Source organism: Microlunatus panaciterrae, assembly GCF_016907535.1.
GTDB classification, from domain to species: Bacteria; Actinomycetota; Actinomycetes; order Propionibacteriales; family Propionibacteriaceae; genus Microlunatus; species Microlunatus panaciterrae.
Window position 1 is genome coordinate 1,286,368 of sequence record NZ_JAFBCF010000001.1, and the last position, 16,047, is coordinate 1,302,414.

The 16,047-nt window shown below is 64.9% G+C and carries 11 protein-coding genes and 1 pseudogene; 3 read left to right on the forward strand and 9 right to left on the reverse strand.

Translation table 11 applies throughout. The features are described 5' to 3' along the window. Nucleotides 1–184: 184 nt before the first annotated feature. The 4 genes and pseudogenes from JOE57_RS05840 to JOE57_RS05860 form a co-directional block, all read right to left on the reverse strand. Nucleotides 185–2,206: a glycoside hydrolase family 3 protein gene (locus JOE57_RS05840; RefSeq protein WP_239579229.1), complete on the reverse strand. Its 2,022-nt coding sequence runs from the start codon at nucleotides 2,204–2,206 to the stop codon at nucleotides 185–187. A gap of 47 nt (nucleotides 2,207–2,253) precedes the next feature. Beyond that, nucleotides 2,254–3,747: pseudogene (locus tag JOE57_RS18560) on the reverse strand (glycoside-pentoside-hexuronide (GPH):cation symporter). A gap of 240 nt (nucleotides 3,748–3,987) precedes the next feature. Further along, nucleotides 3,988–5,373 carry a lactate racemase domain-containing protein gene (locus tag JOE57_RS05855; protein ID WP_204916816.1) on the reverse strand — a complete coding sequence of 462 codons (1,386 nt, stop codon included), beginning with the start codon at nucleotides 5,371–5,373 and terminating at the stop codon, nucleotides 3,988–3,990. Between the two features lie 333 nt (nucleotides 5,374–5,706). Further along, nucleotides 5,707–6,705, reverse strand: a complete 999-nt coding sequence (locus tag JOE57_RS05860) for a LacI family DNA-binding transcriptional regulator (protein WP_204916817.1) — start codon at nucleotides 6,703–6,705, stop codon at nucleotides 5,707–5,709. A 306-nt stretch (nucleotides 6,706–7,011) separates the two neighbouring features. On the opposite strand from JOE57_RS05860, the gene JOE57_RS05865 reads away from it, so the two are divergent. The 3 genes from JOE57_RS05865 (at nucleotide 7,012) to JOE57_RS05875 (ending at nucleotide 9,857) form a co-directional block, all read left to right on the forward strand. Next, the gene (locus tag JOE57_RS05865) at nucleotides 7,012–8,211 is read left to right on the forward strand and encodes a cation:proton antiporter domain-containing protein (protein WP_204916818.1); all 1,200 of its coding nucleotides are present in this window, start codon (nucleotides 7,012–7,014) and stop codon (nucleotides 8,209–8,211) included. A 171-nt stretch (nucleotides 8,212–8,382) separates the two neighbouring features. Continuing rightward, nucleotides 8,383–8,583, forward strand: a complete 201-nt coding sequence (locus JOE57_RS05870) for a hypothetical protein (protein WP_204916819.1) — start codon at nucleotides 8,383–8,385, stop codon at nucleotides 8,581–8,583. Between the two features lie 98 nt (nucleotides 8,584–8,681). After that, entirely contained in the window at nucleotides 8,682–9,857 is a 1,176-nt protein-coding gene (locus JOE57_RS05875) for an FAD-binding domain (protein WP_204916820.1), read from the forward strand. A gap of 212 nt (nucleotides 9,858–10,069) precedes the next feature. Here the strand turns inward: JOE57_RS05875 and JOE57_RS05880 are convergent, their stop codons facing one another. The 5 genes from JOE57_RS05880 to JOE57_RS05900 form a co-directional block, all read right to left on the reverse strand. Then, complete coding sequence (locus tag JOE57_RS05880; RefSeq protein ID WP_204916821.1) at nucleotides 10,070–11,413, reverse strand: DUF2254 domain-containing protein; 1,344 nt, start codon at nucleotides 11,411–11,413, stop codon at nucleotides 10,070–10,072. Between the two features lie 273 nt (nucleotides 11,414–11,686). Further along, nucleotides 11,687–12,628 carry a cation diffusion facilitator family transporter gene (locus tag JOE57_RS05885; protein WP_239578855.1) on the reverse strand — a complete coding sequence of 314 codons (942 nt, stop codon included), beginning with the start codon at nucleotides 12,626–12,628 and terminating at the stop codon, nucleotides 11,687–11,689. Nucleotides 12,629–12,795: 167 nt separating this feature from the next. Then, nucleotides 12,796–13,197 (reverse strand): ArsR/SmtB family transcription factor, encoded by a 402-nt coding sequence (locus JOE57_RS05890; protein ID WP_204916823.1) that lies wholly within the window; start codon nucleotides 13,195–13,197, stop codon nucleotides 12,796–12,798. Nucleotides 13,198–13,508: 311 nt separating this feature from the next. Next, nucleotides 13,509–13,730 (reverse strand): PLD nuclease N-terminal domain-containing protein, encoded by a 222-nt coding sequence (locus tag JOE57_RS05895; protein ID WP_204916824.1) that lies wholly within the window; start codon nucleotides 13,728–13,730, stop codon nucleotides 13,509–13,511. A 644-nt stretch (nucleotides 13,731–14,374) separates the two neighbouring features. After that, nucleotides 14,375–15,928 (reverse strand): glycoside hydrolase family 31 protein, encoded by a 1,554-nt coding sequence (locus JOE57_RS05900; protein ID WP_204916825.1) that lies wholly within the window; start codon nucleotides 15,926–15,928, stop codon nucleotides 14,375–14,377. Between the last annotated feature and the right edge of the window lie 119 nt (nucleotides 15,929–16,047).

Below are 16,047 nucleotides of genomic sequence, written 5' to 3' on the forward strand. Positions count from 1 at the left end.
CCTGGTCGGCCGTCGGGGCAGGCGTGGCGCCACACTAATGACCGGCCAGTACCCCCGCAACCCCCTGGTGCCTCAGAGGTCGCGCCCCGAAATGCGAGTCGGCAGTGGCTCTGACCTCTTGCCGAAGAGCGCAAAGCAGACCGAGCAACCTTCAGTGGGGTTGCGGCGTCGGACAGGCTTCTTCTCATCCGTAGGTCAGACCGAAGCCCAGTTGGTAGCGATTGCCGTCGCCGTCGATGTACACGTAGGGGCGCCCGGCCATGTAGTCCTCCTTCGCATAGCCCGGCACGTCGTTGGGAGAGGCGCAGACCCCGTGCTCGTCGACCGCAATGGCCGCGTTGTCGATCGGAAACGTCAACGGCAGTCGGCCCGTCGGGGAGTATGCGCCGACGATCACGTCGAACAGTGCCTCTGTACGGGTGTCGAATCCGGCAACAAGGGCGTCGGCCAGGGGTTCGATGTTGCCCAGCAGCCAGGGCAGGACGACATTGAGACCGATGACGACCTGCGGGACGACGGTTCGGATGTCGGAGATCTTGGCGAGGTTGATATTCGATCCCTCGTGGATGTCCAGGTCGAGCAGCCCGACCGGCTTGAAGTAGTCCCCTGCCGACGGATTGAGGAACAGGACGGCCACATCAGCGTGGTGATAGTCGGTCGTGAACCGGATGTCGAGGTGTGCCGCGGCAATGCTCGCTCGCAGAGCCTCCAGCTTGGCGACCCGCAGGTCGGATTCGAAGAGTTCGACGTAGACCGTGCGTCCCTCGAGTCGTTCAGGGCCCAGGGGCAGCGTCTTGGCATGGTTCTTCATCAACACGACGGACTTGAGATGAGCCTGGGCAGCAGCAGCGGTGAACTCGTCGTTCGCTACCACCTCGTCGGCACGGTCCGGGTCGACGTAGGGGTTGTCGAAGAGGCCAAGAGCGAACATCTCCTCGACGAGCCGGCGCGCAGTATCATCGAGACGCTCGGTGGTGAACAGACCGCGCAGATAGGCGGTCCGGATCGACTCGACGTCGTTGGTGTCGGCAATGATGTCGGTTCCCGCCATCACGGCCTTCCCGACCCGCTCGGGCATGCTCAGCTCCGACACACCCCAGGCCATCTTCGACAGGATCCCCGAATCGGAGTTGATGTAGCCGCGGTGACCCATCGACCGCAGTAGATCCAGCACACCCTTGTTGTAGGCGAATCCAACAGCCTCGAACTCCGCCAGAGGTGGCTGCGGCATCGACGACTTCTCAGCGGACGGGATCGCGTAGTAGGGCATGACGCTGGAGGTACCGGCGTCGATGGCCGCCTGGAACGGTGGCAGGTGGTACTTCTGCAGCGAGCCGGGCGTCGGGTAGACGTTGAACTGGCCCTCGGCGTAGTGCGGGTCGAATCCGTTTTCGCGAGCCCCACCGCCGGGGAAGTGTTTCGTCGTCAGTGCAACGCCGTCTCGTTCGAGCCCGTGCTCGCCCTGAAACCCCCTGACGATCGCGCCGATCGCGGCGGCGTTGAACTCAGGGTTCTCACCGAACGTGCCGTTCGTTCGGAACCACCGCGGATCGGTCACCGTGTCGGCCATGTACATGTAACCCTTGCGCAGCCCCGACGCGACCCATTCGGCGCGTGACTTCGCCGCGAAGTCGCTGATCAGCTCGAGGTCCCCACTCGCGGCCAGGCCGAGCGTGCCCGGCCACTGGGTGAAGTCTCGATCCTGTGCGGTGGATCCGAGCCGGAACCCGCCCAGCTCGTTCTTGGAGTTGGCTGCGACGATCACCGGGATCCCGAGCCGGGTGCCTTCGGCGACTTCGTTCATCGCGTTCACCCAGGTCGCGATCGTCGAGCCCGGCGGGGTTTCGCGCATGATGAAGTGCCGCAGGTGGAGTTCGCTGATCTGCTGCGTGGTGCCCTCGTACGGCAGACCGGCGGTGTTGTGCGGGTCGTTCTTGATCCGGTGGTACTGCTCATCCAGGGCGCCGCCGTGACTCGTCAGGTCCTTGTCCGGTTGTGAGATGCCCATGGTCCGGGAGTTGATCACCATCAGGCCGATCTTCTCGTCCGGCGACATCCGAGTGACCAGATCTGCCGCCCGCTCCGACGGGGTGAGCCGCCAGTCCTCGTAGGGGTCCAGGATGCCGTTGTCGTTGAGATCTCGGAACCGGAATCCCTCCACCTCGATCACCGACTTCACGCGTGTCCCGAGCTCGACTTGTTCCATCACGGGGCTTCCTCTCACGGCTGGTTGCTGAGTCCCTGCGGCTTCGATCAGGCGGTGGGCTCGGGGACCATGAAGTCTTCGGACCTGTCGTTGTGCTCCATCAGCAGCGCAATTTTCCGGGCCTCAGTCTCGTTGCGGATCTGCTTGAAGCGCTCATCGTTCAGTGGGTACTTGATGAAGATCAACATCGCGATCAGCGCGGCCAGTGCGGGCAGCAGGCCGATCGTGGCCTTGATGGCGATGATCGCGCTGTCCGGCTGCACCGGGTTGGGATTCGCGGCGCTGGCGGCGACGTATCCGCCGATCGCCAACGCCCAGGCACCCACAGCACCGCCGATCGACTGGGTGACCTTGCGGGTGAAGGAGAACAACGCGTAGGTGGCACCCTCGCTGCGTTGTCCCGTCTTCCACTCGCCGTACTCGACGGTGTCAGCCTCCAGACCGAACATGACCGTGTTGATCAGACTGGCGCCGATGCCCTTGATAGCCAGCGTGACCAGGACGAGCCAGAACATGTTGGCGGGGGCGAGGAAGAGGCCGATGCCGCCCACTATGGTGAACAGACCACAGTATTAGAACACGTTCTTCTTGCCGTATCGATCGATGATCTTGGGGATGAACGGCGTGATCACCAGAGCGATGCCGGTGTTGACCAAGGTGATGATGCCAACCAGGCCGATGTTGCCGAGCACGTACTGGGCGTAGAAGGCGGTGGTGCCGCCGACCGCGAACAGACCGATCAGGTAGAAGAAGCTTGACCCGCACAGGTAGGCCAGCGGCTTGTTCGTCTTCATGGTGCTGATGGTCTCCTTGATGCTGATCCGCGGATGGGTCCGCACGACCTGTTCGCGGCAAGCCCAGGCGGTGAACCAGAAGGCGGCGGTGCCAATGACGACGAAGGCGAGGGTGACCTTGGTGAACACGCCCTGAACGGCCGCCTGGTAGGCCACCAGATCCTGAGAGGTCTGGATCAGCGCCTTCTGTCCGCGGAGGTCACCGATGAACCCGCCAACGACGAAGGTGAGGATGACGCCGCCGATGCCGGCGCCGAAGGCTCGGGCGGCGACCAGCTTGGCGCGCTCGTACACCGACTGGGTGACCGCCGAGGCCAGCGAGCCGTAGGGAATGTTCACCAGGGAGTAGACCAGACCCAGGATCGCGTAGGTGGCGTAGGCGTAGATGAGCCTCATACCCTCGTCGAAGCTGGTCGGGACGTGGAAGACCAGGTAGCTCATGAACAGCAGCGGTACGGCGCCGAACATGAGGAACGGGCGGAACTTACCCCACCGCGTCATGGTCCGGTCCACGAGTCGACCGGCCAGCAGGTCCGCGACGGCATCCCACAGCCGCACGACCAGGAACATGGTGCCCACCGCGGCGGCGGAGATCCCGGCGACGTCGGTGTAGTAGTACAGCAGGAAGGACGTGCTCAGACTGAACGCGAGATTGAACGCGAAGTCACCAGCACCATAGCCGGCCACCGACTTGGACGGCAGCTTCTCCATGGACCGTAGGCCCTCCACAGCAACGGGGTTCGCCATTGACACTCCTCAGATGATCTCCTCAGCCGCTGATTGTCGGCCGGTGATCGAATTCAACAGCCCGCCGGATACGCCGGTCCAAAGGTTGCCATCAGTTGCCAAGTTGCCATTAGTGGCCACCGACCAGCTGGCTGCCGCCGGGGAGCGGCCGCATGCAGAAGGGAGAGGAACGTGCGGCCACCGTCGTCGAAATGGTTCGCTTGGCTCGGCCTGCTTGATGGGTCTACCGACCGGTGCTCGTCATCCGTCGAGCCCAGTGGTGGCAGGTTGACGCCCGTCAGGCTCACCATCCCCGCCGGTGGGACCGGGCCGCAACCGGTACAGCACCTCACCGGCGTGTGGTTCGACGAAGGTGTCGGGATCGGCCTGGTAGGCCTCGATGTCCACGGTGGCCGGGTCGAGGTAGTTGAGGTTGATCGAGCGGACGACATCTTCGGGGATGCCGGTGGCCAGGGTCACTGTCACGCGGTTGCGTTCACCGTGCTCGAGGTCCCAGGTCCCCTGGCCACGCAAATGCGTGGAGTGGGCGAGATCGCCCCAGGGCTGGTCGGAGAACCGGTCCCACTGACCGACGAAGTAGTCGCGGTTGTGGTAGCCGATCTCGGTGATATGGGGGTGCATGGCGGACACCTCGGTGATGTGCGGAGCGTAGATGATCACCTCGCCACCGTCGGCCACGATCGGCTCGAGCTTGTAGAAGCCCTTCGCGGCGGTCCAGATGTCCTCATACTTGGTGGGCATGATCGACAGGACGCGTCGCACAGGCCGGTCTCGGTAGCTGACGTGCGTCTCCGCCGAGACCGCAGCGCACGCGGCCCAGGCATCCTCGGGTGTGCCGAAGGCGGCTGCGTGCAACGTGTCGGTACCCGATGCCACCACCAGGCACAGCGCGAGCCGCTGGGCAGGAATGAGGGTGGCGGCCTCGTTGATCAACGCCCGTACCGGGGTAACGCCGCGGCTGCCGATCATGGCGGCGCTGGTGATCAGCGCACCCACCCAGTGCGAGAGGTCGATCAGCTCCTGGCCGGACACCCCGGGAAAGAAGTACTTGTTGCCGCCAGAGAACCCGACGACCTCGTGCGGGAACACCGGGCCGACGACGATGGTCACGTCGGCCTCGGCGACGTGGCGGTTGATCTTGACCTGCACCGAGGTGTCGGTCAGCAAACCACCGGTCAGCTCGGCCAGCCGTTCGGCGCCGATCGTCCCCAGCGTCGTGAACGTCTCAGGTAACCACGACTCGTGGTTGACCACGGCCCAACCGGGATAGGTCTGGTCCAGCTCGCCGACGCGGTAGCCGAGGTGCCGCGCGAGATGCTCGTCGCTCATGCCCTGATGGGTGCCGAGGGCGATCACGACGGTCACCTTGGTCGCCCGTCCGGCGAGCACCTCGTGCGTGGCGCGCATCAGCAGCGGCAAGGGGCAGGTCCGGGTGCCGTCCGGCACCACCAGGCAGACACTCTTGCCGTCGACGTCAGCGCCGGCCAGGGCGTCTCGGACGAAGCGCGTCACCTGCTCGGACTCGAGCCGCTCCCCCACCCCTCCGATCTTGACCGCCCGGTCCGGATCACCCGGCTCGGTGCCGTAACTGTCTTGTCGGGCCGGTGAAAGAGTGTGGGTCGTCATGAGGATTACTGTGCCGCCGCAACCGCTCTGCTGACAAGCGGAGCGGACCTATGCACTACGTCCTGAGCCACCACGCGCCCAGAGCCACCACGCGCCCTGAGCCAGCACGCGCCCAGAGCCACCACGCGCCCTGAGCCAGCACGCGCCCTGAGCCACCACGCGCCCAGAGCCAGCACGCGCCCTGAGCCACCACGCGCCCAGAGCCAGCACGCGCCCTGAGCCAGCACGCGCCCTGAGCCACCACGCGCCCAGAGCCAGCACGCGCCCTGAGCCAGCACGCGCCCTGAGCCAGCACGCGCCCTGAGCCTGTCGAAGGGCGCCTGAGCGTATGGGTCACCAACGCACCCGTGGACCAGTCGAGTCGCGCAGCACCAGACGCGCCGGCAGCAGCACCGGCTCCGGTGCCTCGCGATCAGTCCTGGTGGCGAGATATTCGACTGCCGTCGAGCCGATGCTGACCAGTGGCGCGGCGATCGTGGTCAACCCCGGCTCCACCAGCTCGGCATCGACGATGTTGTCAAAACCGATCACGCTGACGTCTCGTGGCACCCGCCGACCGGCCGCCGTCACGGCCTGCATGAACCCGATCGCCATCAGGTCGTTGTAGGCGATCACGGCGGCGGTCGGGTGCTTCAACCACAGTTCGGCGGCGTCGGCACCACCGCGCATGGTCGGGAGGAACGGGCCAAGCCGGCGAACGTGCAGTTCCAGCTCCATCCCAGCCTCCTTGAGACCACGCCACCGCATCCCGTTCGCATAGGAGGCCTCCGGTCCGGCCAGGTAGCAGATTGAGGTGTGTTTCAGCTCGACGAGGTGTTCCGTCGCTTTCTTGATCGCCTGAACGTTGTCGCTGACGACCGAGGGGACCTCACCGACCGTTCGGTTCAGCACCACCACCGGCTTCCGCTTCGCCAGCGCGCGGATCATCTGGTCCGACAGCCGTGAAGAGGCCAGAATGAAGCCGTCGACCGTGGCCTCCAGCCGGGCAATGGCGCGCTGCTCGCCCTCCTTCGACTCCTGAGTTTCGATGATCGCCAGCGTGAGTGCGTGCTGGGCTGCCTCCCGCTCGGCACCGCGGATCATGCCGATGAAGACCGGGTTGGCGATGTCGGCGACGATCAGGGCCAGCACTCCCGTTCCGCGGGCTGACATGGGCAGATCCATCCGACTCGACCGGTAGCCGAGCTCATCCGCGACGCGGCGGACATGCTCGGCGGTCCTGAAACTGACCCGGCCAGGCTTGGCCAAGGCCCGGGACACCGTCGACGGTGCCACCCCAGCGGCTCGGGCCACGTCGTAGATCGTCGGCCCAGTCCTCCCGCTGTCAGCCATCTCAGCCTCCTACCGGGGAAACTAGCAACAAATGCACCCACCGGCGCCGATCTGCTGTGATGGATCCGCATGTAGCGCACAGGCCAGTTGTCCAGTGACCAGCCCAAAGGTGAACTCCGCCACCAGATGACCGGGAGCGCATCCCGTTCCGCAGCGGCCGCTGGGTCACCCAAAGACGACTGAGGCTGCGCCAGCAGGTGGCGACCAGGAGCGGCACCACCGCCACCACGGTGACACCGGTCGGGGTACCTGACAGCCACCATCCCCCGCTGGGGAAGTCGACGGCCGCTATGGCGATAATGCCGGATGACCTTGACCATCCTGTTCGGTGCGTGCCTGCTGGTTGCCGTCCTCGTCTCCGGGATGGCCGCACGAACCGTGCTCTCAACATCATTGATCTTCCTGCTGACCGGCGCGCTGGCCGGTCAGGGTGGCCTGGGTCTGGTTTCTCTCGACGCCAACAGTCCACTGGTCGGGAACCTGGCTGATCTGGCGTTGTTCACCGTCTTGTTCGTGGACGGTACTGCCCTCCGCAACCTGCGTGGGGAGGGGTCGTGGCGCCAACCGGCAAGGGCGCTGGGAGTAGGAATGCCGCTGGCCTTCGGGGGCGTCGCCGTACTCGCGCACTTCCTGGCCGGCTTCGACTGGATCACCTCGATGCTCGTCGGTGCGGTACTGGCGCCGACAGATCCGGTGTTCGCCTCGGCTATCGTCGGCCGCAGCGATGTGCCGGCCCGGCTCCGCCGGCTGCTCAGCGTTGAGAGCGGACTCAACGACGGGCTGGCGCTGCCGGCGGTGATGATCTTGATCAGCGCAGCCGCGTCGAGCGGCGAGCACGCTGGCGTTGGCCTGGTGGTCCTCGAACTCCTCGGTGGCCTGGCCCTTGGCGTGCTGTTGCCGCTGGCAGTTCACCAGCTACTGCGCGTTCCCGGACTCGGCGTGGAACCCAGGATCCAGCCCCTGGGGCCGCTTGCGGTAGGCATTCTCCTGTACGGGATCGCCCACCTCACTGGCCTCAACCCCTATCTCGCTGCCTTCGCCGGAGGCGTCATGGTTGCTCGGCTCAACCCAGCGGCGCAGGAGTCGTTCGCCCCTCTCGGTGACCAGTGTGCCGAGTTGGCGAAGTTCGCCGCGCTGTTGGTCTTCGGGGCGCTGTTGACACCCGCACTGCTGGCCAGCGTCGGTGTGGGTGGCTGGATCGTCGCTGTGCTCTCGCTGGTGCTGGTCCGACCTGCGTCCCTGTACCTGTCGCTGCTGGGCGGCAATCTTGAACGCAGGGAACTATTCGCGGCCGCCTGGTTCGGCCCGAAGGGTTTCGCCTCCGTGGTGTACGGGTTGCTCGTGCTCCACTCGGGGATACCGCAGGCGAAGGATGCCTACGAGCTTGTCGCAGTCTGCATCGGACTGAGCATCATCGCCCACTCCAGCACCGACGTGCCGGTAGCGAGGATGTTCCAGGTAGAGGCGATGGCCGATCTGCCGGAACAGAAGGTGCCGGCCTCCTGACGGGCGCGTGCCCAACCCTCATAACGGTCAGATATCAACCAGGTCGCAATGTTTGCACGAGCGCAATTACTGACGAATAGTGGGAGGAAGAGGGCATGTCCTCGCGGCCCGGATCGCGTGCCGCCGAATGTTGTTGGGACGTGCCGACCGTTCGAAGGGAGACGCTTCAAGATGAGCACAACAACGATTCTGTGGATTGTGGCCGCAGTCATCATCATCGCGATTGTCGTGGTCCTGCTGTTCGCCCGAGCCCGCCGCCGTCGAGCACAGGAAAGCCGTCGGATCGGACTTCCCGATCTCGGAGCCTTGTCCACTGACGGGCTCGACAAGGCGCATTCAGGCGGCGCCGCAAGCCGCCGACCGGAGGAGTAACCCTCGCCGATGCCTTGCCAGGTCACCAGTCCGCGCGCAGGGGCTGGCTGCCAAGATCAGACTGGCGTCCTTTCCAGGTCGCGACTGGAGGGTGCCTCATGAAGGTGTTGATCGTGGGTGCCGGGATTGCCGGCCCAACCCTCGCCTTCTGGTTGCTGAGGGCAGGCCACGAGCCGAGCCTGGTCGAGCGAGCTCCCGAGCTCCGACGGGGTGGCTACCTGATCGACTTCTGGGGGGCAGGGTTCGACGTGGCCGAGCGGATGGGCATCGTGCCCGAGTTGAGGCAACGCGGCTACGTGATTGCTGAGGCGCGTGCGGTCGACCGCGAGGGGCACCGCATCGCCTCTTTCGACCCGGTGGCTGTGATGGGGTCTACCCAGCGGTACCTCAGCATCGCTCGCTCCGACCTGGCTGCGGTCATCTACGGCGCGCTCGAGGAGCGGGTCGAGCTGATCCTCGACGACACCGTTTCGTCGCTCGATGACGACGGCGAACGCGTCCAGGTCACATTCGACAGTGGGGCTAACCGCGACTTTGATCTTGTAGTCGGTGCAGACGGGCTGCACTCACAGATCCGGCGGCTGGTTTTCGGCCCGGACGAACGTTACGAGACGTACCTCGACATGGTGGTCTCGGTGTTCGACGTCGAAGGCTATCGTCCGCGCGACGACCTGATCGCCATGATGCATGCCGAGGTGGGGTTCCAGGCCGTCCGGGTCTCTCTCCGCGATGACATCACCACGTTCGTGTTCACGGTGCGACACCACGGCCCCGTGCCGAGCGACGATCGGCCCGCACAGCAAGCGCTCCTGCGGACAAGGCTGGCCGGCGCAGGTTGGGAGACGCCGGCGATCCTCAATCTGATGCCGCAGGCAAGAACGTTCTACTTCGACGCGGTGAGCCAGATCCGGATGGCCTCGTGGACGCGTGGGCGCGTGGCGTTGGTGGGCGACGCGGCGGCCTGCCCCTCACTTCTGGCCGGACAGGGTTCGGCACTGGCGATGGTGGAGGCCTACGTCCTGGCCGCGGAACTGAGCCGGGTGGGTGATCATGTCGAGGCCTTCTCTCGCTATGAGCAGCGGCTCGCCAGTTTCCTGCGCTCCAAGCAGGATGCCGCCGTGGGCCTGGGGCCGGCGTTCGCGCCAAAGAATCGGCTCCAACTCCTCTTGCGAAACACGGTGATGAGATTGATGGGACTGCCTAAGGTTGCAGATCTGGCGATGGGCAGGAGCTTCCATGACGCGATCAACTTACCGGCGTTCGAGAGCGCTTGAGTAAGCCTGATCCCGTGGTCCGACAACTCGGTCTGCAATCTCTCGGCGGCTTACCGGCCGATTCTGGGCCATTCGCTCGACGGTGCAGAGTCCACGGGCTGCACGATGTCTCACTCGCTGTGGTGGTGATCGACGCAGCAGGGCCCATCGGAATTTGACAGGTTGGTGCAATCAGTGATTTGACCTGAGTCGGACATCGCGCCGCGGCTTCGTCACTGACTCAGATGACGTTCCACCTGCTCGTGCAGCCGATCGTATCGCAGCCGCTGCGTCTCGTCGGTTGGAGTTGCCAACGTGGCATCTCGGAGCCGACGCAACTCGTCGCGAACGGCCAGCCGATGACCTTGCGCTGCGACGACCCAACCGACTTCGCTCAGTAGTTGGTACAGCCGCTCCACTACTTGGGGCTCGCCCGCTCCGTACCGTCTGGGCTGGTCGACCGCTAGGTTGAGTAAGTCTCCGAATGTCGGCCGACGCACGACGACCCGCAGCGTACCTGTGTCGTCGCGGACCAATTGGTCGCCCAGTGGCAGCCGAGCGAGAGCGCAGACCAGGGCAGAGCTGTGGCCCAGACTATGGGTGGCGGTGGTGGGATCATTGACACCCGGCGATAAGGCCTTGGCAGCAATGTCAGTGAGTTGGCGGAGGCCATAGCTAACGTCGTCGATGGAGGTCCGCTCAAAGCCGATCTCGACTGCTCGGTCGAAGCCCCGCTGAACCTGGCTACGCTCTTGATCGGTGAGCTGCCGGCCACGCTGGGTCGGCCAGGCCTGACCTGCGGGCGTGCCCTCGACGACAGAGCTACCCGTCGGTGCCGTGACCATGATCATGGTGTCCAGCTCTGACGCGACGGCGCACAGCTCCTCCGTCCGCACGTGCGTGATGAAACCCGAGCGCGGAGAAAGCAGCGCGATAGAACCAACGGCTGGCTGGAAGTCGTTGTGCTCGGTGGTCTCCACATCACTGAGCACACGGCGCACAGTGTCCATGGCCTCCCGATGCACTGTGCGCAGCATCGTCTCCACTCGGATCTCCTGAGCGAGGTGCGCCAAGAACAGAATCAGTCCGAAGACACTTGCCACGGTCAACAGGTATGTCACCGTAACCGAGATCTGTGGAACGAACTCTTCGGTGGAATCGCTTGAAGATCGGACCGCCCGAAGGACGGTCAGGGTGAAGACAAAGGTGCCCAAAAAGAGCGCCAAAGTCCGCTGAACGACCGGATCGCGGGTAAAGGTGCGCAGCAACCGCGGCGAGAACTGGCTGCTTGCCAGCTGAAGTGTCACCACCGTCAGTGAGAACGTCAGCGATGTGACGGTGATCAATGAGCTTGCGAGAGAGCCCAGCATCGACCGGGCAGCGTCCGAGTCGTCGCCGAAAACCCAAGAGGATAAGCCGCTGGGCAGCAGGTCATCGACCGATCGGTCGAGGTGCATGAGCAGTATTGCTCCGACAAGAGCCAGCACAATCCCCATCGTGGGCACCGGCCACAAGCTGGTCCGCACAGCATCGACCATCGAAGCCAGCACGCCTCGGATCGGTTCCCGGGAGTTCATTTGCACAGGTCTCTCACTCATCAGTTGGGTAGTCTTGCGACTCTCGTGGGGCGAACGCTAAGAACGCGAGTGCACGCAGCTGCGCGCCAGACGGCAGAGGGGCCAGGACGATTGCGGTCAGCCACCAACCGACAGTTCGGCTATCACCCGTCCCCATCGCTGTGCTTCCGATCTCTAGAAGCTGAACACCGTCCACTGCTCAGATGCGATGTGACAGCTTGGCGCGCTGACATGGCGCATCGCCCAGTCTAGGGATATCACTCGTCTGGAGAGTCACAACTTTTCGGTGTGACTCACTGTCGGGTTGAGGCGGACATGCCCGACCGAGGGCAGGTGCTGCCGGATGGCGTGGTCAGCCTCGTGCTCCAGAGCATGGAACTGGTGGACGGTCATGTGCTGGTCAGTAGCCACAGTGGCTTCGACGCTGAGCCGGTGACCGGTCCAACGCAACCGGACATCTTCGACGTGATCGACTTCGGGCAGGGACGCAACAGCTCCGTGGGCCCGCTGCGTGAGGTTCGGGTCCACCCCGTCGAGAAGCCGCCGACCGATATCGCGGGCGGTGCCCCAGAGCAGGATGAAGATGGCCACGCTGATCACCAAGCCGACGATCGGGTCGGCGAGCGGAAAGCCGAGCCAGACGCCGGTCACACCCAGGACGACAGCGAGCGGGGTGAAACCATCAGTACGGGCATGGACACCGTCGGCCACCAATGCGGCCGAGCCGATCCGGCGCCCGACCCGAATCCGATGCACGGCGACGGCTTCGTTGCCGACGAAACCGACCAGGCCGGCAACGAAGACCCAGCCGAGGTTGTGCAGTGGCTGCGGTTCGATGAACCGGCGGATCGACTCGTATCCGGCCACCACAGTGGACAGGAAGATCATCGCCACGATGAACAGCCCGGCCAGATCCTCGATCCGGCCGTAGCCGTAGGTATAGCGTTTGGTGGCGGCCCGTCTACCCACGACGAAGGCGATCCACAGCGGGATCGCCGTCAAGGCGTCGGAGAAGTTGTGGATCGTGTCAGCGAGCAGAGCGACAGAGCCGCTGATCAACACCACCACCAGTTGCAGGATCGCGGTCGCGCCGAGCCCGACCAGCCCGACCTTGACCGCTCGAACCCCGTGTGCGCTGGCCTCCAAGGCGTCATCGATCGAGTCCGCAGCATCGTGGCTGTGCGGCACGAACAGGCCGTACAAAAGCCCCTTCAAACCGGAGGGATGCGAATGATCATGATCGTGCCCGTGTCCGTGCCCGTGTCCGTGTCCGTGTCCGTGATCGTCCGACGTGGTGTGATCACCGTGTCGACCGGGTCGATCACCCGCGCCCTTGTCTGGCTGCTGAAGGCTGTGCCTGTGGTCGTGGGAATGGTGGGCGCTCACGAATGGACCTCATCGGCGTGCTGGTGATGGTGGCGGGGCTGGCCACCGAGGGAGTGCTCGGCTTGGAAGATTGCGTCCGTGACGAGCTGTTGGGCGTGCTCGTTCTCGAGTCGATAGAAGACCCGATTGCCCTCATGGCGGGTGGACACGATCCGAGCCAGCCGCAGTTTCGCCAGATGCTGCGACACGGCGGCCGGGGACTTGTCGACCATGGTGGCCAGGGTGTTCACCGACAGCTCGCCGTCCCGCAACGCCAGGATGATTCGCACCCGGGTGGCGTCAGCCAGCATGGCGAAGACTTCGACGGCCAGTTCGACGAACTGGGTGTCGATGTCCCGCTGCCGTTCGTCCGACTGGACGCCTCCTTCAACGTGGGCCGTCCGCCTATCTGCATTCATGCGCAGATTGTTGCACGCTTGCCTATGGAAGACCAGGCGTTCGTTCCCAGCCGTTGAGCCCACCCCTCACAGTGGATGGGACGTTATTGCGTATGCAAAGACATACTTGCGAGTCCCAAAGCACAAAAATCCCCGCCATGGGTGACAGCAGCCAAGTTCACTGCCCGCAAGCGGCCACTGCTGATCCCGATCGATGCGGCCACCTGGATGTATGCCATGGGGTACCGGAAGCCCTGAGCCAGCCAGGTGGCCGCCTGCCCAGTCGCAGTTGTCGCCCTCAGCCTGCCGGAGGAGGGAGCGCAACTCTGAGCTCAGGTCGAGCGCCGACCGAACGCCAGGTAGGCAATGGGCCCAAAGGGCTGAACGATACACCCCAGGACCCAGAGGGGCTTGGGGCCGCGCACCTGTTTACCCGGGCGCTTGGCCAGGTCAGTGAGGGCGATGCTGGTGAGCACCAGCTCCGCCGCTCCGCCCGCAATGATGGCTGCGCGTTGACCCGCGCTGAAGTCCTGCCACCGCTTCTTGTTCGCCATGACCTCAACGCTACTCCGAACCGTCGCTGATAGCGTCGGGAAACGGGAGGCGAACGGTTCGACGTCCCAGGGCGGTACGCCCTGGACAGGCCAGACCGCGTCATTGGACCGGTGCCGCCTGTACAGACGGCACAACACACGGATCGGCGCGTCGCCGCCGAGCCAGCGTGTCCGCTGAGCGTCAGACTCGGCCCGGTCCCATGCTGACGAGCCGATTCATCTGTTCACGCCCTGCAAGCGTCGCCTCCCAGCCCTGGCCCGGCGACGGGCCTTCGGACACGCTCGAGCCACGGTCGGCAGACCTTCGCTCCGCTCAACTGGACGCGACCTTGGGACGGCAACGCACCCGCACGATTGAGAACTCGGCAGAACGCGAGTTCTCGCGTGCCCAAAGCGCAGATTCCGGTCCATAACTCGACAGAACCCGACTTCTGGCGCACACCGGCCCGACCGCGACTGAGAACTCAACACAACGCGAATTCTGCCGCCACTGCTATCCATCCTCGCGATCTGGACACAGTGAAGAACGCGAGTATTGGCATTGCAGCGTCAGCCGGACGTCCCCGTCCTTTCCTGACTCACCGACCCACCACTAGTTGCCGCCGCCAGACGCATCAGAGTCAGGACCTACCCGGCAGCTCGCATCAGGCAGCGATGCGACGCCACCGAGGCAACGACTCGAGGGTGACCTCGACGTCCACCTCGGTCGGCCCGACGACGACGGTCCCGTCGTCCTGCTTCCATTGCCCGGGCGGTATCAGGACGTGACGGCTCGTGGCCGCCTGCTCCAGCACCGGGGCACAGAGGATGTCTTCGCCGACGAGGAACTGGTCGCGCACCTCCTCGTAGCCTGCGAAGTGGTACGCCAACGGACGGAGGATGGGCTCTCCGCTGCTGGCGGCGTGGCTGGCCAGCCGCACCAGGTCGGGCATCAGCTCTTGACGGATCTCTACGGCGGTCCGGACAGCAGCGAGGTGCGTCTGGTCGAGGACGCGCCATGGGGCGAGAGAGAACTGCATCATCGGGAACAGAGCCGAGCATTGCGCGAAGCGGACGAAGAGCTCCTGATCGAGAGGCGTGTCGTCCTCAAACGATCCCAGCTCCCCGCCACCGATCATGTCCGGGCAGTTGAAGGCGTGTCCGATCAGGCCCTCAGCGATGCCTTCCGGGATGAGTGAGGCAAGTCCGCCTTGCCCCCAGGTGCGCGGCTTGTCGTGGAGACGCTGCGCCAGGGGCTGACCACCCATCTTCCAGCAGGCCCTCAGCTCATTGAACTTGAACTCCGAGGCCAGCCGAGCCCAGGCCTCGCACTGACCGACCGCCCCGTCCTCGCCCACCGTCAGGTCGTCGGGACGGTAGTCGCGCAGGTCACCCGCATCGAACTTGAAGCCGTCGATGCCCACGACCGTCCTCAGTTCGTTCAACACACCCCGCAGCCAGGCCACGGCGTCCGGGTGTGTGAGGTCCACGATCGTGCTGTACCCGTTCCACCACTCGCGTACGACAGGGCGCCCGTCGGCCCCCTTGATCAGCCACCCCCGTTCGGCCAGCCACCGGGAATTGGGGCTGTCAGGACTGACGAACGGGACGAGCCACAACATCACCGGGAAGCCCATCTCGTGCAGCTGTTGGACCATCGTCGCGGCATCCGGGAAGAGGGAGCGGTCAAAGGTCCAGTTCCCGTAGTCGACCGACCAGCGGTCGTCGATCATGATCAGGCCGGGCGGGAACCCTGCCTCCAGCACACCCTGCGCATAGCCGAGCACCGCCTCCTGGTTCGGCTGATAGGGCATCTCGATCCAGGTGTTGTACTGGGGCGCGCGGAACATCACCTCCGCCGGAGTCTGGCCGGAGGCCGGGAAGTGCCTCGCTGCCGCCGACCTGAACGCCGAGGCCAGGCCACCGCCTTCCTCACCGACCACTACCTCGGTGCCGTCCACCGTCAGGTTTCCAGCGCCGTCGAAGGCGAAGGTGAACGGCTGCTCGGACCAGACATATCGACCAGCGCTGGACACCAACAACGGCGCGGACTGGTTGGCGCCGGCGTGATCATCATCGGCGACACCAGCTGAGGTCGCCAGGTTGCGGCGGTGCGGACGATCACCGAAGGGCATCCGCTGCCCATCGGCGACGGCCCCTCCCCACCACCGCTCGTGAGGGATGACCGACAACGTCATTTTGCTCGACTCCGCACCCATGCCAGGACCCTAACAGTGGACGGTCAAGGCCAGGGTGGAGGCCGGCAGCCCGAGGCCCGGCGAGTGCCGTCGGCCCGGTCCCGGGAGTCGTTTGGTCGGTACGGCACGGGACCATCGGC

What these genes read in the sequence shown, in the direction of transcription:
- JOE57_RS05840 (WP_239579229.1), bottom strand. Translation starts at nt 2,206, where the DNA reads ATGGAACAAGTCGAGCTCGGGACACGCGTGAAGTCGGTGATCGAGGTG.
- JOE57_RS05855 (WP_204916816.1), bottom strand. Translation starts at nt 5,373, where the DNA reads ATGACGACCCACACTCTTTCACCGGCCCGACAAGACAGTTACGGCACC.
- JOE57_RS05860 (WP_204916817.1), bottom strand. Translation starts at nt 6,705, where the DNA reads ATGGCTGACAGCGGGAGGACTGGGCCGACGATCTACGACGTGGCCCGA.
- JOE57_RS05865 (WP_204916818.1), top strand. Translation starts at nt 7,012, where the DNA reads ATGACCTTGACCATCCTGTTCGGTGCGTGCCTGCTGGTTGCCGTCCTC.
- JOE57_RS05870 (WP_204916819.1), top strand. Translation starts at nt 8,383, where the DNA reads ATGAGCACAACAACGATTCTGTGGATTGTGGCCGCAGTCATCATCATC.
- JOE57_RS05875 (WP_204916820.1), top strand. Translation starts at nt 8,682, where the DNA reads ATGAAGGTGTTGATCGTGGGTGCCGGGATTGCCGGCCCAACCCTCGCC.
- JOE57_RS05880 (WP_204916821.1), bottom strand. Translation starts at nt 11,413, where the DNA reads ATGAACTCCCGGGAACCGATCCGAGGCGTGCTGGCTTCGATGGTCGAT.
- JOE57_RS05890 (WP_204916823.1), bottom strand. Translation starts at nt 13,197, where the DNA reads ATGAATGCAGATAGGCGGACGGCCCACGTTGAAGGAGGCGTCCAGTCG.
- JOE57_RS05895 (WP_204916824.1), bottom strand. Translation starts at nt 13,730, where the DNA reads ATGGCGAACAAGAAGCGGTGGCAGGACTTCAGCGCGGGTCAACGCGCA.
- JOE57_RS05900 (WP_204916825.1), bottom strand. Translation starts at nt 15,928, where the DNA reads ATGGGTGCGGAGTCGAGCAAAATGACGTTGTCGGTCATCCCTCACGAG.